A 20,658-nucleotide genomic window follows, 5' to 3' on the forward strand; every position below is an offset into this window, starting at 1 on the left:
ATGCCGTCTTCATTATACAATGGCACCTCCTGCATTAACAGAAAATAATAAGAAAAATAGACAGTTTGAGGGAAAATAAATAAAGCTGCTTATAAAAAGCAGCTTTATTTGTTCATATTTTTCTTTTTTTGGAAGAAATCCGGTCCATGCTCTCAAGCATAACACCTGTTCCGATGGCTACACAGTCCATTGGGTTCTCAGCCACAAATACTGGCACCTTTAATTCGTCCGCCATTAATTGGTCGATGCCGTGCAAAAGAGCTCCGCCGCCTGTCAGCATCACACCGCGGTCGATAATATCAGCAGACAATTCAGGAGGTGTCTGCTCAAGCACATTTTTAGATGCCTGGACAATTTGTGCGACAGATTCACGCAATGCCCCTTCAATTTCCGCAGAAGTAATCGTTAAAATTTTCGGCAGTCCCGTCATAATGTCACGCCCGCGAATCTCCATTTCTTCATTGCGAGAACCTGGATATACGGTTCCGACGTTGATTTTAATCGCTTCTGCTGTCCGTTCACCAATCAAGAGCTTGTACTGCTTTTTCACATAGTTCATAATGTCAGCGTCGAATGTGTTGCCGGCCACTTTAATCGACTCAGCTGTAACAATTGCACCCAGCGACAAAACCGCTACGTCCGTCGTACCGCCGCCGATGTCAATTACCATGTTTCCGCTCGGCTCAAAAATATCCATGCCGGCGCCAACAGCCGCCACCTTCGGCTCTTCTTCAAGATAAACGGTTTTTCCTCCGCTTTTTTCCGCTGCTTCACGAATGGCTTTTTGCTCTACCGCCGTAATTTGTGTCGGGCAGCAAATTAAAATACGCGGCTTTGATAGAAAGCCTTTTACATTTAGTTTATTAATAAAGTGCCTCAGCATCGATTCGGTTACATCAAAATCGGCAATGACTCCATCGCGAAGTGGACGAATGGCTACGATATTGCCCGGTGTCCGGCCGACCATTTGATAAGCTTCTTCTCCTACTGCAAGCACTTTATTTGTGCTTCGGTCTAGTGCGACAACAGATGGTTCGTTTAGTACAATCCCTTGTCCTTTTACGTGAATCAAAACGTTAGCTGTGCCAAGATCAATTCCAATATCCCTTGATAACATGCTTTATTCCCCCTGAATATGCTTTATCTATGCTTGTATGAAAGTAGCTTTTTTGCTCCAAATATCTATTTTACCATATATTTAGGAAAGTATGGACAATGAATATCCGTTTTTGACCATGAAAAAAGGACGCTCTTTTAAAATAGAGGCGTCCTTTTTAGTATTAGGTTTCAACAATCAGAACATTTGAATGTCAGTTCCCAATTTGTGCTGTGTGAGCCCAGACAGGCCAGTTCCACTTTTGCTTCATCTTGACTCCAGCAGCCAGTCTCGAAGTCATAAGTATCATCAGCTGTGCGTCCAAGAATACCGCTGCTGATGCTGCTGATGCCAGTCGAGCTTACATGGACTGCTTTCGCTTTTGCTTCATCTTAGCTTCAGCAGCCAGTGCCCAAAGTCATATTGACATTGAGTGTTAAACAGACCGCTTCCACTTTTGTTTAGTCGCTTCTCCTCCCCGCAGGTGCCGGACAGATTTATGATAGTGCAAAATATGCTCGACACGAGCGGACAGTTCCGGGTTTACATTCGGCAGCCGTTCCGTTAGATCTTTATGGACGGTGCTTTTTGAAATGCCGAATTCCTTTGCAATGTCCCGGACCGTTTTGTTTGTTTCCACGATATATTTCCCGGCCTTCAGCGCTCTTTCTTTGATGTATTCGCGCACGCACACGCCTCCTTCAGCGGAAACGGGATGAGTGGTGTCGAATGGTTCGGCCATAGGTTTCATCGAATGAAAGTAGACCCATTTCTTTTTACTAACAGTATGCGCATTCCCTGGGAAATATTCATTTCCATTCACTGACGGCCTTTCCATAGAGCGCGGATGGATTTATCAGGTCGCCATCTTTGGTCATTTCAAAGTGAACGTGAATACCCGCTGATTCGTTGAGAATGCTGCGTCCGGCCTCGCCAATTTTTTGTCCCTGGCTGACCTTGTCATCTTTTTTCACTTGAATATCCTTGATCGATTGGAATGTGCTGACTGCCCCATTGCCATGGTCAATTTCAATGTAATTCCCAATGAATGCATCTTCCCGTACATCCGTAACCGTTCCGGAAAGCGGTGCGGATACGGCAAAGGTTTTTCCGTTTTCAAGCGCATAGTCTACACCCGTACTTTCGTAGTAGGTGTCGTTAAATACAACAAGCGCTTCTTCCTGCTGGGCTGCTTTTGCTTTTGAATCGTAAAAAGCGGTTTTCGCAATCGCTCCTTCTACAACCGGCATGATCATCTGTTCCGTCTCGACAGTGCCATTCACGCTTTCTGCTGGCTGATCAAACACGGCCGCATCCTCTTTCTTTTCAGGCTTCATTACTTCGTAAAACATAAGACTTGAAATCAATAAAATAGCACAAGCAAGATAAATCACAGGCAGTGCCCGCCGCTTCATAAAGAAGTCTTTTAATTTTGGGGGGAGTGTTTTTTTGCCGCCCTCTTTCATAGTTATCACCTCGACAACCATTTTGGACAGGCAGATGTTTTTTTATACACTTATGCCATAAAATTCCCTAAATCGTACGAAAAATGCCACAATCATAAAGGTTCTCACTGCGTTGGAATGATAAAATCAAAGAGGGAGATGGAGGTGTGGAAGTGAAAAAAGGAATTCGGTTTTTAATGACGGGGCTGCCTGTTTTATATATGATTGCGATTTGGATCATGTCAGGGCTTCCGCACGATACAATTATGGATTTACCGAATAATAAAGTAGACTTATTTATAAAAGAATCACTTCACCTTGTTGAATTTGCCATTTTGTACGGTCTGATTGTGCTTGCTCTTTTAGCAAATGGAAAGCTGACGCCGCTTACCAGCCTGGCTGCAGCCATGTTTGCTTCTTTTTACGGGCTGACTGACGAAATTCATCAAGCATTCGTACCGTACCGGTCGGCTACGCTTATTGATGCAGTCAAAGACGTAACCGGTGTTACAATGGCGTTTTTAGCCGTTAATTATTTTTATTTCGAGCGCAAATCACGTATCGGCCGCTGGCTGGCAGGCTTCGGTGAATGGACACGTCCGCAGTAAATGCGGACGTGTTTTTTCGTTTATTTTAAGAAAGACTGAACATCTGCTATTTGAGCACCCGGATAATAATGGGCTGTAATATCCTTGTAGTTTTCCCCTTCTTTTGCCATTCCGTTAGCTCCGTATTGGCTCATCCCCACTCCGTGTCCATATCCTTTCGTTTCTACGATCACATCGCTGCCTTTAACCGTCATGTTAAAATCCGCAGAAGGCAGGCCAAGGGCTTCTCTTATTTCCCGGCCTGTAAATGATTGGCCGTCAATCAAAATGCTGCCGATACGCCCGCCAGTTGTTTTATCCATTACCGTACCGACTTCCCCCGATGAAGGCAGAGACACATCCAGCTTTTCCTCTACTTCTTGTTTGGTCAGAACAAGTTCTTGTTCAAAGTTAGGAGCAGATTCATCCCATGGACTCGCGACACTGATTAAATAGGGGGCTGCTGACTGCCAGTATTCTTCAGCATTTTCCGTCTGTCCATTGCCGGAGGAAAAAAACGCTGCTGTAATTGGTTGTCCATCATAAACGAGTACTTCCCCTTCTGTTTCATCTGCAGCCTCTTCAATCTTCGCTTTGTTTTTCTTAAAATCGGCTCCCCACATTTTTTTCTGGTCATCTTCATCTTTAAATACCTGGTCATCTACGGTATCCGTTACGTCCTGCCCTTTCAGCGTTTCCGTTAAAATAAAGGTACGCGCAGCGACAGCCTGGGCTTTTAACGCTTCTTTCTCAAAAGAAGCCGGCATTTCAGCTGCTACTACTCCTGCCACATACTCCTCAAGCGGAACAGATTCAGTTTTTTGCGTGTCAGACCGAATAACCTCTACAGTCGGCTCTTTCTCCTCCTTCTTTGGCGCCGTCTTTTGTCCGTCCGTCAGCCACAGGCCGGCAGCTGGAATCGCAATAGCTGTAATGACGATCAGTAAAAAAGCGAAAAACGGCTTTTTCAACAAATTTCCCTCCTTGCTGTATAAAAAGGGATATGCACGACTATAATGATTATGACCGAATATAAAAAACCGCCTGCATCTGCAGACGGTTTTCATAAAAGTAGGAATAAAGATAAATTCAGCTTTTCACCGCGACTGGTGTTTCTGCTGGTTCTGATACACGCTCGATATCCGCACCAAGCGCCGCAAGCTTGCCATGGAAATTCACGTATCCACGATCAAGATGCTTTAGTTCTGTAACGCGTGTATAGCCGTCAGCCACAAGACCTGCGATAATCAACGCTGCTGCAGCACGTAAGTCTGTTGCTGCTACTTCCGCTCCCTGCAAATCAGATGGACCGTCAATGATAACGGAACGGCCTTCAATTTTTGCATTTGCGTTCATACGGCGGAATTCTTCCACATGCATAAAACGATTTTCAAAGACTGTTTCGGTAATGACGCCTGTTCCTTCTGCTTTCAGCATAAGAGCCATCATTTGAGATTGCATATCTGTTGGGAAGCCAGGATGCGGCATCGTTTTAATATCGACCGATTTCATTTTTTCAGGACCGATTACACGAATGCCATTGCTCTCTTCAATGACTTGGATACCCATCTCACGCATTTTAGCAATCAATGAAGACATATGCTCTGCTACAGCACCTTCAATCAGCACGTTTCCGCCTGTGATGGCTGCCGCTGTCATAAAAGTACCTGCTTCAATACGGTCTGGAATGATGGCGTGGTCTGCACCAGTCAAGACATCAACGCCTTCAATCCGAATGGTTTCTGTACCGGCACCGATTACTTTGCCGCCCATTTTGTTGATTAAGTTTGCAAGATCCACGATTTCCGGCTCTTTCGCCGCGTTCTCAAGGATCGTTGTCCCTTCTGCCAGCGCAGCAGCTGTCATAATGTTTTCAGTTGCGCCAACGCTTGGGAAATCCAAATAGATTTTTGCGCCTTTTAAGCGTCCATCTGTTTCAGCATCGATAAAACCGTTTTCTACCTTAACACGGGCGCCCATTGCTTCAAACCCTTTTAAGTGCTGATCGATGGGACGCGAACCAATGGCACAGCCGCCCGGCAGTGCCACACGTGCTTTCCCATTTCGTGCTAAAAGTGCGCCCATCACTAGTACAGAGGCACGCATTTTACGAACGTATTCGAATGGCGCTTCAATAAGAAGTTCTTTTGTCGCATCAACGGTTACGGTATTGTTTTCAAACGTAACTTCGCAATTTAAGTGGCGTAGTACTTCATTAATTGTATATACATCGGATAAAGTAGGTACGTCACGAATGACACACTTTCCTTCTCCTGCAAGCATAGTTGCTGCGATGACCGGCAGCACCGAATTTTTTGCTCCTTCAACTTTGACGGTACCGTTCAACTGACGGCCGCCGCGGACGATAATTTTGTCCAAACTGTTCCCCTCCGCGTCCTTTTCTATTATACATATTCAAATCAGTGGACTGACGTGCCAGTCCTGTCCAATGTCTTTTCGTAACTTCGACAAAACTTCTTAAAGTTTACCATTCAAATTGTTTGTTTAACAAGGGAAATTCCTCACAATTTGTAGAGACTTTGTGAAAAATTTCAAAAGAGGCGCCTTTTTTTGTTTTCCCGCCTAATGAGAGAACAAACCTAAATTGCTTGTTTTTTCACAAATTGTCTTCATCCAATTTAAATGATTTTCCCCAAAAAGGCAAGTATCCTACGTATACCCGGGCTTAAAACAGTAAAGGAAGCTGGCGGGCCCACTGCAGATAGTTTAAAAAGAAGCTGCTGACGGCAGATCCAATCGCAATGGAAAGCAGCAGATATAGCATCCGTGCCCTTGCCACCTGGTTTTTGCGAAAAAGCTGGTCAAGCCGGAGCGACTGCAGCGCCCAAAATGACAAGCCGATGCAAAAAAGGTTGAGAAACATACTGAACAGTGCTTCCTGTCCAAATGATTCAATCATATGATTTCTCCTTAATTTAATATATTGTGATTGTATATAAGAGGTGATAGAAGCCTGCAACGCGAGTGATTCGTCATCATTTGAAAGCTGCTCTAACGAGGTATGTGCTGCGTAATGCAGGCGCAGCTCAAAAAGCCATAACACTTTTCTTTCCTATAATAAGAAAAAAGCTGTCACAATCGCCAGGCGACGGACAGCTTTTTTCTTATAAATTACCTTGAGAAGCATTGATTCGGTTTATCGCACGTCTCAATGCCAATTCGGCACGTTTAAAATCGACGTTATCCTGGTTGTCTTGAAGCCGCTGCTCAGCACGACGCTGGGCTTCTTGTGCACGGGAAAGGTCGATGTTTTCCGCTTTTTCAGCAGCCTGCGCTAATATCGTTACCTGATCCGGACGAACTTCGAGAAAGCCGCCGCTGATAGCGACCAATTCCGATTGCTTGCCGCCTGTTACTAACCGGACTACACCGATTTGTAAGGGAGCGACCATCGGGACGTGGCCGGCCATGATACCGAGGTCACCGCTTTGTGCTTTTGCACTAAGGAGTTCAACCGTTGTATCGAGGACCGGACCGTCAGGAGTGACGATATTGACGTTAAATGTCTTCATAACTTAACCTCCTGATCCCTATATTAAACGTTTGCACCCATTTCTTGTGCTTTTGCCACTACTTCTTCAATGCCACCGACTAAACGGAACGCATCTTCAGGAAGATTATCATGTTTACCATCTAGAATTTCACGGAATCCACGTACTGTATCTTTTACTTGTACGTAAGAACCTTTTTGTCCTGTAAACTGCTCTGCCACGTGGAAGTTTTGAGAAAGGAAGAATTGAATACGGCGCGCACGCGCAACAGTCAATTTATCATCTTCTGACAACTCATCCATACCGAGGATTGCAATGATATCCTGCAATTCTCTGTAGCGTTGCAATGTTTGCTGTACAGCACGAGCTACTGAGTAGTGCTCTTCACCAACGATTTCCGGTGAAAGGGCACGTGATGTTGAAGCAAGCGGATCTACCGCAGGATAAATACCCATCTCAGAAAGCTTACGCTCAAGGTTTGTTGTTGCATCCAAGTGAGCGAATGTTGTTGCCGGAGCCGGATCCGTGTAGTCATCGGCTGGGACATAAATCGCCTGAATAGACGTAACAGAACCAACGTTTGTTGATGTAATACGCTCTTGAAGCTGACCCATTTCTGTTGCCAATGTTGGCTGGTAACCTACCGCAGATGGAAGGCGTCCAAGAAGGGCTGATACTTCAGAACCTGCTTGAGTGAAACGGAAAATGTTATCGATGAAGAACAGTACGTCCTGTCCTTGTTCGTCACGGAAATGTTCCGCCATTGTCAGACCCGTCAAAGCTACACGCATACGTGCGCCCGGCGGCTCATTCATTTGGCCGAAAACCATCGCTGTTTTTGAAATAACGCCTGAATCGCTCATTTCATGGAAAAGGTCATTTCCTTCACGTGTACGCTCACCAACACCGGCGAATACGGAAATACCGCCGTGCTCTTGAGCGATGTTGTTGATCAGTTCCTGAATAAGTACTGTTTTACCTACACCGGCACCACCGAACAAACCGATTTTACCACCTTTGATGTAAGGCGCAAGAAGGTCAACAACTTTAATTCCTGTTTCTAGAATCTCAACTTCTGTTGAAAGCTGGTCAAAAGTAGGCGCCTGGCGGTGAATCGCATCGCGGCGTGCTCCTTCTTCGACTGGCTTCTCATCGATTGGTTCACCAAGGACGTTGAATACACGTCCAAGCGTTACATCTCCAACCGGTACCGAAATCGCGCTTCCTGTATCAATTACTTCCTGGTTACGCTGAAGGCCATCTGTTGATGCCATCGCGATCGCACGAACAGAATCGTCGCCAAGATGCGTAGCGACTTCTAACGTAAGCTCCGTACCGGCTTCAGAACCGATTTGAACTTTTAAGGCGTTATAAATGGCAGGAAGTTGACCATTTTCGAATTTAACGTCAACAACCGGACCCATAACTTGAAGAACGCGTCCTTTGTTCATCTTTTTCCCTCCTGTTTGGTTAGCTTCATTCTATATCGGGACGTAAACCGCCCATTTTTAATCTATTCGAGTGCTGCTGCCCCTCCGACAATTTCCGTAATTTCCTGGGTAATAGCGGCTTGACGCGCACGGTTGTATTGAAGTGTCAACGTGCGGATGAGCTCTTTCGCATTATCCGTTGCATTCTGCATGGCCGTCATACGCGCTGCGTGCTCACTCGCTTTTCCGTCAAGAAGTGCTCCATAAATCAAGCTTTCTGCATACTGAGGAAGCAAGACTTCAAGAATCTCTTCTGCGGAAGGTTCAAATTCATATGAAGAAAGACGTCCGCCAGATGCTTGAATATCTGTCAGCGGCAATACTTTCTTAACCGTTACATCCTGCTGGATTGCATTGACGAAATGGCTGTAATACATATAAAGCTCGTCATAAGCTCCCTCTGAGAAAAGATCGACTGTTTTTCGGACGATCTCTTTTACATCCGCAAAAGACGGCTGATCTGGAAGACCCGTAACGCTTTCAATGGTGTCGATGCCCCGGATACGGAAGAAATCCCGTCCGACACGCCCGAGCGCAATGATTACGTACTCGTCTTTTGATGTATGACGTTCTTGAATACGTTTATAAACAGAACGCAAAATACTGCTGTTATAAGCTCCCGCCAAACCACGGTCCGATGTAATAACAAGGTACCCGGTTTTTTTAACGGGGCGGGAGACAAGCATCGGATGTTTTACATCTTTACTGCCGAGCGCAATTGACGCAACCACTTCCTGAATTTTATCCATATACGGAACAAATGACTTCGCATTCATTTCTGCACGGTTCAATTTAGAAGCAGATACCATTTGCATGGCTTTCGTAATCTGACTCGTCTTTTTTGTCGATGTAATACGTGTTTGTATATCGCGTAACGATGCCACTTTCTCTCACCACCCTTTTGTGTTTGATAACGCAGGAAGGGGCGGACGTCCGATGAGACGGTACCGCCCTTCTTCTGCTCTTATTCGGATTTCACAAACGATTTTTTAAACTCGTTGATTGCTGCTTTCAACTCGTCATCAGACGGAAGTTCTTTCGTTGTGCGAATATGATCATACACATTCGTGTGGTTTTTATCGAGCCAGTGCAGTAATTCGTCTTCGAAACGAGTGATATCAGAAACCGGAATATCATCAAGATGGCCGCGTGTTAATGCATAAAGAATAACAACCTGGCGCTCAACTTTAAGCGGTTTGTTCAAATCCTGTTTCAATACTTCAACTGTACGTGCACCGCGGTTTAGTTTTGATTGCGTAATTGCATCAAGATCTGAACCAAACTGAGCAAATGCTTCAAGCTCACGATACGCAGCAAGGTCTAGACGCAGTGTACCTGCTACCTTTTTCATCGCCTTGATCTGCGCTGAACCACCAACACGTGATACAGAAAGACCCGCGTTAATCGCCGGACGAACACCTGAGAAGAACAAGTCAGACTGCAGGAAGATCTGTCCGTCTGTGATAGAGATAACATTTGTTGGAATGTAAGCAGAAATATCTCCCGCCTGTGTTTCAACGAATGGAAGTGCTGTAATAGAACCTGCACCAAGTTCATCGTTCAACTTCGCTGCACGCTCAAGCAGGCGTGAATGCAAGTAGAATACGTCACCAGGATATGCTTCGCGGCCTGGAGGACGGCGAAGAAGAAGGGAAAGTTCACGGTATGCAGCCGCTTGTTTTGAAAGATCATCATATACGATCAAAACGTGCTTGCCGTTGAACATAAAGTCTTCTGCCATAGAAACGCCTGTGTATGGCGCAAGGAACAACATCGGAGCTGGTGAAGACGCAGATGCCGTTACAACGATTGTGTAATCAAGTGCACCGTGTTTGCGAAGAGTTTCTACCGCATTACGAACTGTTGATTCTTTTTGACCAATCGCAACATAGATACAAACCATATCCTGGTCACGCTGGTTTAAGATTGTATCGATCGCAACCGTTGTTTTACCTGTTTGACGGTCACCGATGATTAATTCACGCTGTCCGCGGCCGATTGGTACAAGCGCATCAATCGCTTTGATACCTGTTTGAAGAGGCTCATGAACAGATTTACGAGCCATAACGCCTGTTGCCGGGCTTTCGATTGGACGTGTTTTTGTTGTGTTGATTGGACCAAGACCGTCGACTGGCTGGCCAAGAGAGTTTACAACGCGGCCGATTAGCTCTTCGCCAACCGGAACTTCCATGATGCGGCCTGTGCGGCGCACTTCATCGCCTTCTTTGATGCCTGTGTAAGGACCAAGAATAATAATACCTACGTTGTTTTCTTCCAGGTTTTGAGCCATACCCATAACGCCGTTTGAGAACTCAAGAAGCTCCCCTGCCATAACGTTGTCGAGGCCATGAGCACGTGCGATACCGTCCCCAACCTGGATGACAGTACCGACGTCGCTAACTGTAATATCGGTCTGGAAGTTTTCAATTTGCTTTTTTATCAGCGCACTGATTTCTTCAGCTTTGATGCTCATGCATGTCACCCCTCAATTTCTTTTTGTAAAATGTATTTTGCTTCTGATTTCGTTTATAAATTCGTCGTTAATTGCTTTTGAAGACGATCTAGCTTGCCTTGCAGTGTTCCATCAAAAATACGGTTCCCAATTCGAACTTTTAATCCGCCCAAAACATTGGAATCGACAATATTTTCAATAGTTAACGTTTGTTTGCCGACTTTACGGGCAAACGTTTGAGACACACTTGCTGCCTCTGCTTCTGTTAACGGCCGTGCCGAGTACACAATGGCCTCTGCCATGCCGCGTTCTTCATTAGAAAGCTGAATAAACTCTTCACATACTGTTCCAATCTCATCGGCGCGACGGCGCTCAACAAGAAGCTTCAGTGTGTTCAAAACCGCTGTTGATGCGTGAGCGGCCAGTGTGTTTACAAGTGCCTGCTTGTCTGCCAGCGATAAATTCGGTGACTCGAGTGCTTTGGCAATCTCACCATTTTCTTCGATGACTTCTTTTACAATGCGTACTTCCTGATCAAATTTTGCTACCTGATTGTTTTCTTTTGCCAGTTCAAAAAGCGCGATCGCGTAGCGTTTTGCCGCTCCGGATTTACTCATCGCTCTTCGCCCGCCTCTTTAATAAGATAGTCGTTGATCATTTTTTCCTGATCTGCTTCTGAAAGATCTTTTTCAATCACTTTAGATGCGATCATTACAGACAATGAAGCTACCTGCTCACGCAGCAAGTTCATTGCTTGATCACGCTCTTGAGCTATTTCAAGTTTGGCAGCTTCTTTTAAGCGCTCGGACTCTGCCCGGGCAGCTGCTAAAATTTCTGATTTTTGTTCTTCGCCAAGCTTTTTAGCATTTTCAATTGTGTTTTGTGCTTCAAGGCGGGCAGATTTAACTTCCGCTCGTGTTTGCTCTAATAATTGATTCGCTTCGACACGGCTTTTTTCCGCCGCTTCGATTTCAGATGCAATATGCTCTTCACGCTGTGTCATAATACCCATTAGTGGTGCCCAGGCAAATTTTTTCAGCAGTGCAAGCAGGATAATAAACATGGCTAATTGGAAAAGGATATCTCCGCCATTAAAGCCGGCTCCTGCTCCAAGCGCGTATGCGTTTGTCGTCACGATCAGTTCACTCCCTTCAAGAGGTTACGGTTGTTATAAAACAACGATTCTGTCTATTTATACATAAAGCAATGGCGAAGGCTCGCATAAGAATGAGATCTTCGCCAAAAAGTGTTTCTATATCCAGCTTCAGCGGCCAGACTCTCGGGGTCATAAGTGTCATCGGCTATGTGGCAAAAAGCGCCACACATCCGATGCCCCTTATGACTGTCGAGTCTGAACGGGCCGCCTGCGCCTTTATTATTGTCCTTGTACCATGAACGCGATAACTACGGCGATGATAGGAATCGCCTCTACTAGTGCTACCCCGATGAACATTGTTGTTTGAAGCATACCACGTGCTTCTGGCTGGCGAGCCATACCTTCGACTGTTTTCGATACGATTAGACCGTTACCTACACCGGCACCAATGGCCGCTAAACCAATTGCAATTGCTGCTGCTAAAAGACCCATGTTACATTTCCTCCTTATTTTTAAACGTGATTTACTACATGAATGTTTGTCCAAAAGCTGAACAGGTTAATATATTAATGGTCATGACTCACTTTGTGAGAGATATAAACCATCGTTAACATAACAAAGATAAAGGCTTGAATGGCTCCGACAAAAACAGAGAATCCCATCCAGGCAATGGTTGGAATAATTGCCGCTAAATGCCCGCCAACTCCGGTTGCAAGTGACCCTGCAAGCAGTGTAAGAAGAATTTCGCCGGCAAAAATGTTACCATAAAGCCGGAGGCCGAGCGTAAGCGTGTTGGCAAATTCCTCAATAATTTTAAGCGGGAACATAAACCACATTGGGCGGAAAAAGTCTTTTCCGTATTCAGAAAAGCCTTTCATGCGGATTGCATAGTAATGGGATAGGCCCACTACAAGGACAGCCAGCGCAAGTGTTACAGCTGGATCCGCTGTTGGTGATTTCCACCATAGATAGTCGTTATACACTATTGCGAACGGAAGTCCAAGCATATTTGAAACAAAGATATACATAATAAGTGTAATTCCAAGAATATGGAAACGACCGCCTGTTTTCCAGTCCATGTTGCTTTTAACGATTCCTTTAACAAAGTCCATGATCCATTCAAAGAAGTTCTGCATCCCTGTTGGCTTCATTGCAAGCTGTCTTGTAGCAAGCAGCGCAATAAGGAATACAATCACACTGGCTATCGTAATCATTAGCATGTTAGCCAGATTGAACGTCAATGTCACCCCGAAAATTTCCGGGTGAATTAATGGAGACTTATGATCCAAATTATTTCACCTCTTTCCCGTTTGTGCGTTTTACAAAGTGTTGGATTCCAAAATCTATCATAATCACTGCATAAGCAGTCATTAATCCAATAACGGTGCTGATCAAATGAAATTGATCGGGGTTTTGGAGAGCGATCATCGCTGCAAGTGCTGCAGAACCCATTCTCAAAATGGTGCCTAGTGAAGGGGTTTTTCTTCCCTCAGCCACTGCTTTACTGAATCGTTCGATTCTTTTTCCAATGATCCAGTGGTTGTAAAGGCTGAGCGACGTTCCAAGAATCAAGCCTGCAAAAACGCTTTGAGCAGATCCAAATCCCCAGCCAAGTACAAAGATGGCAAGCAAATAAAATAAATATTTTCGCTGTCTTTTAATGGAATACTGGAGTTCGGGCATAGAGTACTAGTCTCCTGAATTGAAATGTTGAATGGTCCGCATCATGGCGCAAATTCCTGCCGAGATTCCTCCAAGCAGTCCGATGATTAAAAAAAGAGGTTTTGTGTTCAAACGGCTGTCAAGCGCCAAACCTGCAAAAATACCGGCAATCATCGAGCCGGCGAGCTGAGCTAAAATGGCACTGTAGAGCGCCATCGCCCGAAAAGCACGGTTGTCTTGATTCCGGTTCATCTCACACCTCAATCGTAGGCTTGACCACCTAAAAAAACACTAGTAAAAAAAACGGTTACACTATGTATAAAACCCATTGTCCTTACCCTTTGTTAGCATACAATAGGGCTTTTTCAATGTCAATGTGTTGGGAACGAAAACTCAAGTTATCATGTACATATTTCACAAAATGCTCATACTTTTTTCATTTTTTTCCGAACATTTATGTAGAATAGGAAAAAGTCGTCCGCTATTTGGGACGACTTTTTTCTTCTTATTTCACTTCAAACCGTTCCGGCTTGTTTGGATCCGCTCCAAAATAATAGCGAATTGCCTCGCAAATGCGCCGTGATGCTTCTCCGTCTCCATATGGATTAGAAGCTTTGGACATTTTGTCGTATGCTTGTTGATCCGTTAACAGCTCAGAAGCAAGAGAGTAAATCGTTTCTTCTTCTGTGCCGGCAAGTTTCAGCGTTCCGGCTTCAATCCCTTCTGGACGCTCTGTTGTATCGCGCAGTACAAGAACCGGTACACCAAGTGAAGGAGCTTCTTCCTGCACGCCTCCCGAATCTGTCAGGATGATATGGGCACGTTCAGCAAAGTTGTGGAAATCAATCACATCAAGCGGCTCGATCAAGTGAATGCGCGGATCATTTCCTAAAATAGAATCCGCTGTTTCACGCACGACCGGATTTAAATGAACCGGATAAACAACTTGAATGCCTTCGTGGTCCTCTACAAGACGCTTGATGGCACGGAACATGTTCTTCATCGGTTCGCCAAGATTTTCGCGGCGGTGCGCTGTCATTAACACAAGCCGGTCATCGCCCAGCTTCTCAAGCACCTTATGCGTATACTCTTCTTTAACCGTTGTTTTTAGCGCATCGATCGCTGTATTGCCTGTTACGAAAATAGATTCCGGCTTCTTATTTTCATTTAATAAGTTTTGTTCAGACTGTGCCGTCGGTGAAAAATGAAGATCCGCCATTACACCTGTCAGCTGGCGATTCATTTCTTCAGGGAACGGTGAATACTTATTCCATGTACGAAGACCCGCTTCCACATGGCCCACTGCAATTTGATTATAAAAAGCAGCAAGCCCGGCTACAAACGTGGTCGTTGTATCACCGTGAACGAGTACGATATCTGGCTGGACTTCTTTCATGACTCCATCAAGTCCTTCAAGTCCGCGGGTCGTTACATCGATCAGCGTCTGGCGGTCTTTCATAATATTCAAATCGTAATCGGGTGTAATATTGAAAATGTTCAGCACCTGATCGAGCATTTGGCGGTGCTGGGCTGTTACCGTAACAATAGCTTCAAATTCGTCTGGACGCTTTTTCAGTTCCAAAACGAGCGGCGCCATTTTGATTGCTTCCGGCCGCGTGCCGAAAATCGTCATTACTTTAATCGGGCGATCCATTCTCTCCACCTGCTTTTCTTTATTTTGTTCCGAATAAACGGTCACCGGCATCGCCGAGCCCCGGTACAATGTAGCCTTTTTCGTTTAATTTTTCATCTAGTGATGCAATGTAAATGTCTACATCCGGGTGTGCTTCTTTTAATAGCTCTACCCCTTCTGGAGCGGCAATCAGGCACATAAATTTAATGTTTTTTGCGCCGCGCTTTTTCAAGGAATGAATGGCTTCAATAGCAGAGCCGCCTGTTGCAAGCATCGGATCCACCACGATAAAATCGCGATCCTCTACATCGGATGGCAGCTTTACATAATATTCAACCGGCTGAAGCGTTTCCGGATCACGGTATAAACCGACGTGTCCTACTTTTGCAGCTGGGATCAGCTTAAGTACACCGTCTACCATTCCAATACCTGCACGCAAAATCGGCACAATTCCAAGCTTTTTACCGGCAAGCACCATCGCTTTTGCATCACAAACCGGTGTTTGCACCGTTACTTCTTCAAGCGGCAGGTCCCGTGTAATTTCAAACGCCATCAGTGTGGCCACTTCATCTGTTAGTTCACGAAAATCTTTCGTGCCCGTGTTTTTATCGCGAATCATTGTCAGCTTATGTTGAATAAGCGGATGATCGAATACATAAACTTTTCCCATCAAGTTCACTCCTCGTTTATACGGTCATACAAAACCATCCCTATTTTACTCCAAAAGCAAAGGGCGGGCAACCGAGGGGGATAAAGCGCTTCTTTGGAATATAAAAAACTGCCGGCAAATGCCGGCAGTTTTTGTTTGATTATGCTTCTTGGTAAAGTGAGTATTTTGATGTTAAAGCAACAACGCGTTCTGCTGACTCTTTCAATACCACTTCATCTTCATGGTTTTTCAATGTTTTTGCAATGATTGAAGCCACTTCATCCATTGCAGCAAGATCGAATCCACGTGATGTAACCGCTGCTGTACCGATACGAATACCACTTGTTACAAATGGGCTTTCCGGATCGTATGGAATCGTGTTTTTGTTTACCGTAATGCCCACTTCATCAAGCACTGCTTCTGCTACTTTTCCTGTTAAGCCAAGGGAACGAAGATCGATCAAAAGAAGGTGATTATCTGTTCCGCCTGACACGATATCGATGCCTTCTGCTTTCAAGCCTTCTGCAAGACGGCTTGCGTTGTCAATGATGTTTTGCGCATACGTTTTGAAATCATCCTGAAGTGCTTCTTTAAATGCAACAGCTTTTGCAGCGATGACGTGCATAAGCGGTCCGCCTTGAATACCAGGGAAGATTGATTTATCAAACTTTTTGCCAAACTCTTCTGTTGACAAAATCATACCGCCGCGTGGACCGCGAAGCGTTTTGTGTGTTGTCGTCGTTACAAAGTGAGCGTAAGGAACTGGGTTTTGGTGAAGGCCTGCTGCCACAAGACCGGCAATGTGTGCCATATCCACCATTAAGTAAGCGCCCACCTCATCTGCGATTTCACGGAATTTAGCAAAGTCAATTGCACGCGGGTATGCACTTGCACCAGCAACAATTAATTTCGGCTTGTGCTCAAGTGCTTTTTGGCGAACATCTTCATAATCGATTACTTGCTCTTCTTTTGTTACGCCGTACTCAACGAAGTTGTACTGAACGCCGCTGAAGTTAACCGGACTTCCGTGTGTTAAGTGGCCGCCATGAGATAAATTCATGCCAAGAACCGTATCGCCTGCTTCTAATACTGCAAAGTAAACACCCATGTTTGCCTGTGCACCTGAATGCGGCTGAACGTTTACATATTCTGCACCAAAAAGTTCTTTTGCACGATCACGTGCCAAGTCTTCTACCACATCCACGTGCTCGCAGCCGCCATAGTAGCGTTTGCCTGGGTAGCCTTCTGCGTATTTATTCGTTAAAACCGAACCTTGTGCTTCCATTACTGCTTCTGATACAAAGTTTTCTGAAGCAATCAGTTCAATCTTTGTCTGCTGGCGTTTCAGCTCATCCTGAATTGCTGCAAATACAGCCGGGTCCTGCGCTTGAATTTTGCTCATCGTTGTTCCCCTTCCCAATCTATAAAATAGTTCATGCGAGTTGTCCTTAAAATCCTCTTTCATAATAACATGTTTCCCGAATCTTTCAACCGCATTTTTTGTTTTTTTACGCTTTTTCGTTAAAAAACGAGCTTTTTCTTTTTGAAAACGAGCTCATTTCTTAACATTCTGTTCCGTCGAAATCATTTACATTCGTTTTTTCATATACCGCCCTCGGCCCGCCGATCAATTTAGGACGTGTTCTGGCCATGGTGACATGCGCAGCGCCGACTGAATTTCCCGACGTCCGGACCGGCACGGCTACATGTTTTAAGTGCATACCGATTAATGTATCGCCAATATCAATTCCACCGTCCGCTTTAACGAATTCAACGAGTACACAGTTTTTTTGCCGGTAGGCATAAGCAGCCATGGCTCCGCCGGCAGTCCGCACCGGCACAGCGGCTACTTCTTCATAGCCGAATCGCTGTGCCGCTTCTCGTTCCATTACGACTGCTCTATTTAAATGCTCACAGCATTGAAAAGCTAAATGAACACCTGTTTTTTCCGCGAAGGCCTGCAGCACCTTATAAAGAGCAGCTGCTGTCTCATCTGTACCAGCTGTACCAATCCGGCCGCCGGCTACTTCCGATGTAGAACAGCCTACAATAAACAGCTGTCCTTTTTGAAATTGAGCTTGTTCCTGCAGCTCTGAAAGAAGGGACTCAAGTTCCTGTTTCCAAACCGTAAGCCGATCCATTACTGTCCGCTTCTTTCTTCATATTCGGCAATTTTGCCGATCCGCGTGGCATGGCGTCCGGCTTCAAAATCAGTTGTCAGCCACATTTGGGCAATTTCCCGTGCAAGCCCCGGTCCAATCACGCGCTCGCCCATTGCAATTAAATTTGTATCGTTATGCTGGCGTGTCAGTTTAGCGCTGTATACATCATGCACAAGCGCACAGCGGGCTCCTTTTACTTTATTGGCTGCAATGGACATCCCAATGCCTGTTCCGCAAATTAAAATGCCGCGGTCAAATTCACCTGCGGCGACTTTTTCCGCTACTGGAAGAGCGTAGTCTGGATAATCAACGGATGTGGCGCACTCACAGCCAAAATCCTCATACTCAATGCCGAGTTCTTCCATTAGTGTTTTGATTTCTTCGCGAATATTGATTCCGCCATGATCTGATGCGATGGCTACCTTCATATCCAAGACTCCTCTCAAGCTTTTTTGTTTTATTTTCTCATACTTCGCAGGGAAACTACAGTTTAAAACGTGTAATGACAGACTTGAGCGCAGCTGCCTGCTCCTCCAGCTTTTGGCTGATGCTGCCGATTTCATGAATTACATCTGACTGCATCTGTGCCGCATGGGTCACTTCATTTGCTCTAGCAGAGGTTTCTTCAGCAATGGCAGCTACTTCTTGAGACTGGTGCGTCGTTTGTTCAATTTTGCCCATCTGCCGATCGACAAGCGCAGAAATTCCCTCGACTTCGGCAGCCATACTCATAATCGCTGCGCCAATTTGGCCAATCGCTTCCTGAGCCGACGCTCCTTTTTGAACCCCTTCTTCTGCCGCCTTTGCCTGATCCGTAATTTTCTGAACAACATGATCGACTTCAAGCTGAATCTGCTTTACAAGGTCAGAAATGCTTTTGACCGCTGTGGCACTTTCATCTGCAAGCTTGCGGACTTCTTCTGCTACTACAGCAAACCCTTTTCCATGTTCCCCGGCGCGTGCCGCTTCAATGGACGCATTGAGTGCCAGTAGATTGGTTTGAGCAGCAATATCTCCTACCAGGCTGATCACGCTGCCGACCTTGCGGGCATTTTCTTCGAGCGACCGAACCGCTTCCAGCGACTCCATATTGTCAGCCGCAAGCCCGTCCATTCCAGAGATAAGCAATTGAAATGTTTCTCTGCTTGTGTCCAGCTCGCCAACCATACTCTCCGCTTTTTGGGCGGACTCTCTCGCTTTCCTTTGTACATCTCCAGCAATTTCGGCTACTTCTTCCATTGCTTCTGCTGTTGCCTGTACAGCAAGAGCGGAACTTTCGGCACCGCTGGCAATTTCCTCTGCTGTTTGTGCCATGCTCCCAGCCTGATGCACCGCCTGGCCGCTGATCTGTGCGATATGGCCGACGCTTTCATCTGTAGTAGCAAAGTTGCTTTCGATGCTTTGTACCATCATTCGTAAATTTGTAAGCATCTCGTTAAATGCTGAAGCGAGTGCACGAATTTCATCATCACTATTTGGAAGAGCGACTTTTTGTTCAATTCTTCCTGAAGCCGCCTTCCGAGCGGCTGCTTCAAGCCGGATAATCGGCTTTACAAAATAAGCCGCGGCAAAATAAGCTAACACAGCTGACCAAAAAATACCGAACGCAAGTGTAGCAATCGTAAAAGCCATTTCGTTTATATGCGAAAAGTAAGCCGGATAAATAAAATACATAAATAATGCACTGAAGGTATACGTAATAAGGGCAAGCAGCGTCACAAGCAGAACCAGTTTTTTTCGAACGCTGAATGAATACGCCTTTTTTTCTCTCATTTTTCGGATTCTCTCTCCAGCCATCTGCTTATGTAGTAATCAAGCTCTTCAAATGTTTTTCGGTACTCCGCGTCTGGACCGCCAAATGGATCGACTACGTCTCCGTCCGCTTCCTTCAGCGGTCTTACTTTATCCCGAAACTGCGGGAAATGAACGTCAATCAGCTGTTTATGTGACGATGTCATCGTCATGACAAGATCTGCCCATTTGAGCAGTTCTTCTGTGACTTGGGCGGCGGCGTGATTGTGCGGAATCCCTTTTTCATTTAAAACAACAGTCGTTCCCCTTGAAGCAGGTGCGCCTGGACTCGCGTACAATCCAGCTGATTTCACTTCCCAGTCTGGCTTCTTTTGGCGTAAAATGGCTTCCGCCATTGGACTGCGGCATGTATTGCCCGTGCATACGAATAAAATTTTCATGGTGACCACCTTTGCATACGTTTTCTTTCATTATAATGGATTAAATTACAGTAAAATAGTCCTTTTCTATTTGAAAAGGACTTCATCATGTAAATATCCATTTTAACCCAATTAATAATAAAAACACACCTCCGGCTGCTTCTCCAACCTTTCCCGCTGCTGTACTAATCCGGCTGCTGAGAAGCAGGCCGGCCATGGTCATGACGCCCGAGAATACACCAAAGCTCATCACCGCTATGGACTTGTCCATCCCAAGCACACCAAGCGACAATCCCGTTGAAAAGCTGTCCATACTTACTCCGAAGGCAAACAGCATTATACCGATACCGGCTGGCTTTTCTTGTTCTTCCTGCCTGAAAAAGGAAAGCACCATCTGCAGACCGGTAATGACAAGAACCAGCCCGCCCGCTGAAAACAGAATATCCCCAAATCTTCCGTGCAGGAAGTTACCTGCTGTCATGCTGGCAGCAGGTAGGATCACATGCATAATACCGACTGCAGCACTCAGCTTGATTTTGTCCCATAATCCCATACGTCTCATTCCAATAGCCAGGGCTGCACCAAATGCGTCTGCCGACAGTGCTAATGATAAAATAAAAATATCCATGCTTATCTATATGCCGGGCGGTGTTTTCTATAACCGGCGCCAGGCAGGAATCATAATGATAAACAAGCTCTCAGA

Annotated in this window: 25 protein-coding genes; 1 reads left to right on the plus strand and 24 read right to left on the minus strand. The window is 45.4% G+C overall.

Features of this window, described 5'->3' with window-relative positions:
* Nucleotides 1-112 precede the first annotated feature (112 nt).
* The 3 genes from mreB to RIN81_RS08440 all read right to left on the minus strand — a co-directional run bounded on the left by mreB (nt 113) and on the right by RIN81_RS08440 (nt 2,562).
* The gene (gene mreB / locus RIN81_RS08430; RefSeq protein WP_309089238.1) at nt 113-1,117 is read right to left on the minus strand and encodes a rod shape-determining protein; all 1,005 of its coding nucleotides are present in this window, start codon (nt 1,115-1,117) and stop codon (nt 113-115) included.
* Nucleotides 1,118-1,532: 415 nt separating this feature from the next.
* A complete protein-coding gene (gene spoIIID, locus RIN81_RS08435) occupies nt 1,533-1,784 on the minus strand; it encodes a sporulation transcriptional regulator SpoIIID (protein WP_251271617.1) in 252 nt (83 codons plus the stop codon).
* Between the two features lie 121 nt (nt 1,785-1,905).
* On the minus strand, nt 1,906-2,562 hold the full coding sequence (locus RIN81_RS08440; protein ID WP_309089241.1) for a M23 family metallopeptidase: 657 nt from the start codon (nt 2,560-2,562) through the stop codon (nt 1,906-1,908).
* A gap of 152 nt (nt 2,563-2,714) precedes the next feature.
* Between RIN81_RS08440 and RIN81_RS08445 the strand changes: the two genes are divergently transcribed.
* Nucleotides 2,715-3,149 (plus strand): VanZ family protein, encoded by a 435-nt coding sequence (locus RIN81_RS08445; RefSeq protein WP_309089243.1) that lies wholly within the window; start codon nt 2,715-2,717, stop codon nt 3,147-3,149.
* 20 nt (nt 3,150-3,169) lie between these two features.
* On the opposite strand, the gene spoIID is transcribed toward RIN81_RS08445, so the two are convergent.
* The 21 genes from spoIID to RIN81_RS08550 all read right to left on the minus strand — a co-directional run bounded on the left by spoIID (nt 3,170) and on the right by RIN81_RS08550 (nt 20,583).
* Nucleotides 3,170-4,099: a stage II sporulation protein D gene (gene spoIID / locus RIN81_RS08450; RefSeq protein WP_309089245.1), complete on the minus strand. Its 930-nt coding sequence runs from the start codon at nt 4,097-4,099 to the stop codon at nt 3,170-3,172.
* A 118-nt stretch (nt 4,100-4,217) separates the two neighbouring features.
* Nucleotides 4,218-5,507: a UDP-N-acetylglucosamine 1-carboxyvinyltransferase gene (gene murA, locus RIN81_RS08455; RefSeq protein WP_309089247.1), complete on the minus strand. Its 1,290-nt coding sequence runs from the start codon at nt 5,505-5,507 to the stop codon at nt 4,218-4,220.
* Between the two features lie 307 nt (nt 5,508-5,814).
* Entirely contained in the window at nt 5,815-6,048 is a 234-nt protein-coding gene (locus RIN81_RS08460; protein ID WP_309089249.1) for a DUF1146 family protein, read from the minus strand.
* A 205-nt stretch (nt 6,049-6,253) separates the two neighbouring features.
* The gene (locus tag RIN81_RS08465) at nt 6,254-6,661 is read right to left on the minus strand and encodes a F0F1 ATP synthase subunit epsilon (protein ID WP_309089251.1); all 408 of its coding nucleotides are present in this window, start codon (nt 6,659-6,661) and stop codon (nt 6,254-6,256) included.
* Between the two features lie 23 nt (nt 6,662-6,684).
* The gene (atpD, locus tag RIN81_RS08470; protein WP_242232767.1) at nt 6,685-8,091 is read right to left on the minus strand and encodes a F0F1 ATP synthase subunit beta; all 1,407 of its coding nucleotides are present in this window, start codon (nt 8,089-8,091) and stop codon (nt 6,685-6,687) included.
* A 62-nt stretch (nt 8,092-8,153) separates the two neighbouring features.
* Entirely contained in the window at nt 8,154-9,014 is an 861-nt protein-coding gene (locus RIN81_RS08475) for a F0F1 ATP synthase subunit gamma (protein ID WP_309089254.1), read from the minus strand.
* Nucleotides 9,015-9,094: 80 nt separating this feature from the next.
* Entirely contained in the window at nt 9,095-10,603 is a 1,509-nt protein-coding gene (gene atpA / locus RIN81_RS08480) for a F0F1 ATP synthase subunit alpha (RefSeq protein ID WP_242232765.1), read from the minus strand.
* Nucleotides 10,604-10,656: 53 nt separating this feature from the next.
* A complete protein-coding gene (locus tag RIN81_RS08485; protein ID WP_309089256.1) occupies nt 10,657-11,199 on the minus strand; it encodes a F0F1 ATP synthase subunit delta in 543 nt (180 codons plus the stop codon).
* On the minus strand, nt 11,196-11,717 hold the full coding sequence (gene atpF / locus RIN81_RS08490; protein ID WP_309089258.1) for a F0F1 ATP synthase subunit B: 522 nt from the start codon (nt 11,715-11,717) through the stop codon (nt 11,196-11,198). Before atpF ends, RIN81_RS08485 begins: the two co-directional genes overlap by 4 nt.
* Nucleotides 11,718-11,957: 240 nt before the next feature.
* Nucleotides 11,958-12,170, minus strand: a complete 213-nt coding sequence (atpE, locus tag RIN81_RS08495) for a F0F1 ATP synthase subunit C (RefSeq protein WP_046174586.1) — start codon at nt 12,168-12,170, stop codon at nt 11,958-11,960.
* A gap of 74 nt (nt 12,171-12,244) precedes the next feature.
* Complete coding sequence (gene atpB / locus RIN81_RS08500) at nt 12,245-12,967, minus strand: F0F1 ATP synthase subunit A (protein WP_309089262.1); 723 nt, start codon at nt 12,965-12,967, stop codon at nt 12,245-12,247.
* Nucleotide 12,968: 1 nt separating this feature from the next.
* Complete coding sequence (locus RIN81_RS08505) at nt 12,969-13,361, minus strand: ATP synthase subunit I (RefSeq protein WP_309089264.1); 393 nt, start codon at nt 13,359-13,361, stop codon at nt 12,969-12,971.
* 6 nt (nt 13,362-13,367) lie between these two features.
* Nucleotides 13,368-13,592 carry an AtpZ/AtpI family protein gene (locus RIN81_RS08510; protein ID WP_309089267.1) on the minus strand — a complete coding sequence of 75 codons (225 nt, stop codon included), beginning with the start codon at nt 13,590-13,592 and terminating at the stop codon, nt 13,368-13,370.
* A gap of 253 nt (nt 13,593-13,845) precedes the next feature.
* Entirely contained in the window at nt 13,846-14,994 is a 1,149-nt protein-coding gene (gene wecB / locus RIN81_RS08515) for a non-hydrolyzing UDP-N-acetylglucosamine 2-epimerase (RefSeq protein WP_309089269.1), read from the minus strand.
* Nucleotides 14,995-15,013: 19 nt separating this feature from the next.
* Nucleotides 15,014-15,643, minus strand: coding sequence for a uracil phosphoribosyltransferase (gene upp / locus RIN81_RS08520; RefSeq protein WP_309089271.1), 630 nt, complete (start codon nt 15,641-15,643; stop codon nt 15,014-15,016).
* A 139-nt stretch (nt 15,644-15,782) separates the two neighbouring features.
* Nucleotides 15,783-17,024, minus strand: coding sequence for a serine hydroxymethyltransferase (glyA, locus tag RIN81_RS08525; protein WP_309089273.1), 1,242 nt, complete (start codon nt 17,022-17,024; stop codon nt 15,783-15,785).
* Between the two features lie 160 nt (nt 17,025-17,184).
* Nucleotides 17,185-17,763, minus strand: coding sequence for a TIGR01440 family protein (locus RIN81_RS08530; RefSeq protein ID WP_309089275.1), 579 nt, complete (start codon nt 17,761-17,763; stop codon nt 17,185-17,187).
* Complete coding sequence (gene rpiB / locus RIN81_RS08535; protein WP_242232755.1) at nt 17,763-18,212, minus strand: ribose 5-phosphate isomerase B; 450 nt, start codon at nt 18,210-18,212, stop codon at nt 17,763-17,765. The genes RIN81_RS08530 and rpiB overlap by 1 nt, the downstream gene beginning before the upstream one ends.
* A gap of 55 nt (nt 18,213-18,267) precedes the next feature.
* Nucleotides 18,268-19,557, minus strand: a complete 1,290-nt coding sequence (locus tag RIN81_RS08540) for a methyl-accepting chemotaxis protein (protein ID WP_309089279.1) — start codon at nt 19,555-19,557, stop codon at nt 18,268-18,270.
* The gene (locus tag RIN81_RS08545) at nt 19,554-19,976 is read right to left on the minus strand and encodes a low molecular weight protein arginine phosphatase (RefSeq protein ID WP_242232753.1); all 423 of its coding nucleotides are present in this window, start codon (nt 19,974-19,976) and stop codon (nt 19,554-19,556) included. Before RIN81_RS08545 ends, RIN81_RS08540 begins: the two co-directional genes overlap by 4 nt.
* A gap of 85 nt (nt 19,977-20,061) precedes the next feature.
* Nucleotides 20,062-20,583 carry a manganese efflux pump MntP gene (locus tag RIN81_RS08550; RefSeq protein ID WP_309089282.1) on the minus strand — a complete coding sequence of 174 codons (522 nt, stop codon included), beginning with the start codon at nt 20,581-20,583 and terminating at the stop codon, nt 20,062-20,064.
* Nucleotides 20,584-20,658: the final 75 nt, after the last annotated feature.

Origin of the sequence: Domibacillus sp. (genome assembly GCF_031181085.1) — a bacterium.
Lineage (GTDB): Bacteria > Bacillota > Bacilli > Bacillales > Domibacillaceae > Domibacillus.

Bases quoted from the DNA above. Each gene is read 5' to 3' on its own strand.
- mreB (WP_309089238.1), bottom strand. From the start codon at position 1,117: ATGTTATCAAGGGATATTGGAATTGATCTTGGCACAGCTAACGTTTTG.
- RIN81_RS08440 (WP_309089241.1), bottom strand. From the start codon at position 2,562: ATGAAAGAGGGCGGCAAAAAAACACTCCCCCCAAAATTAAAAGACTTC.
- RIN81_RS08460 (WP_309089249.1), bottom strand. From the start codon at position 6,048: ATGATTGAATCATTTGGACAGGAAGCACTGTTCAGTATGTTTCTCAAC.
- RIN81_RS08465 (WP_309089251.1), bottom strand. From the start codon at position 6,661: ATGAAGACATTTAACGTCAATATCGTCACTCCTGACGGTCCGGTCCTC.
- atpD (WP_242232767.1), bottom strand. From the start codon at position 8,091: ATGAACAAAGGACGCGTTCTTCAAGTTATGGGTCCGGTTGTTGACGTT.
- atpA (WP_242232765.1), bottom strand. From the start codon at position 10,603: ATGAGCATCAAAGCTGAAGAAATCAGTGCGCTGATAAAAAAGCAAATT.
- RIN81_RS08485 (WP_309089256.1), bottom strand. From the start codon at position 11,199: ATGAGTAAATCCGGAGCGGCAAAACGCTACGCGATCGCGCTTTTTGAA.
- atpE (WP_046174586.1), bottom strand. From the start codon at position 12,170: ATGGGTCTTTTAGCAGCAGCAATTGCAATTGGTTTAGCGGCCATTGGT.
- RIN81_RS08505 (WP_309089264.1), bottom strand. From the start codon at position 13,361: ATGCCCGAACTCCAGTATTCCATTAAAAGACAGCGAAAATATTTATTT.
- RIN81_RS08510 (WP_309089267.1), bottom strand. From the start codon at position 13,592: ATGAACCGGAATCAAGACAACCGTGCTTTTCGGGCGATGGCGCTCTAC.
- wecB (WP_309089269.1), bottom strand. From the start codon at position 14,994: ATGGATCGCCCGATTAAAGTAATGACGATTTTCGGCACGCGGCCGGAA.
- upp (WP_309089271.1), bottom strand. From the start codon at position 15,643: ATGGGAAAAGTTTATGTATTCGATCATCCGCTTATTCAACATAAGCTG.
- glyA (WP_309089273.1), bottom strand. From the start codon at position 17,024: ATGAGCAAAATTCAAGCGCAGGACCCGGCTGTATTTGCAGCAATTCAG.
- RIN81_RS08530 (WP_309089275.1), bottom strand. From the start codon at position 17,763: ATGGATCGGCTTACGGTTTGGAAACAGGAACTTGAGTCCCTTCTTTCA.
- rpiB (WP_242232755.1), bottom strand. From the start codon at position 18,212: ATGAAGGTAGCCATCGCATCAGATCATGGCGGAATCAATATTCGCGAA.
- RIN81_RS08540 (WP_309089279.1), bottom strand. From the start codon at position 19,557: ATGAGAGAAAAAAAGGCGTATTCATTCAGCGTTCGAAAAAAACTGGTT.
- RIN81_RS08545 (WP_242232753.1), bottom strand. From the start codon at position 19,976: ATGAAAATTTTATTCGTATGCACGGGCAATACATGCCGCAGTCCAATG.
- RIN81_RS08550 (WP_309089282.1), bottom strand. From the start codon at position 20,583: ATGGATATTTTTATTTTATCATTAGCACTGTCGGCAGACGCATTTGGT.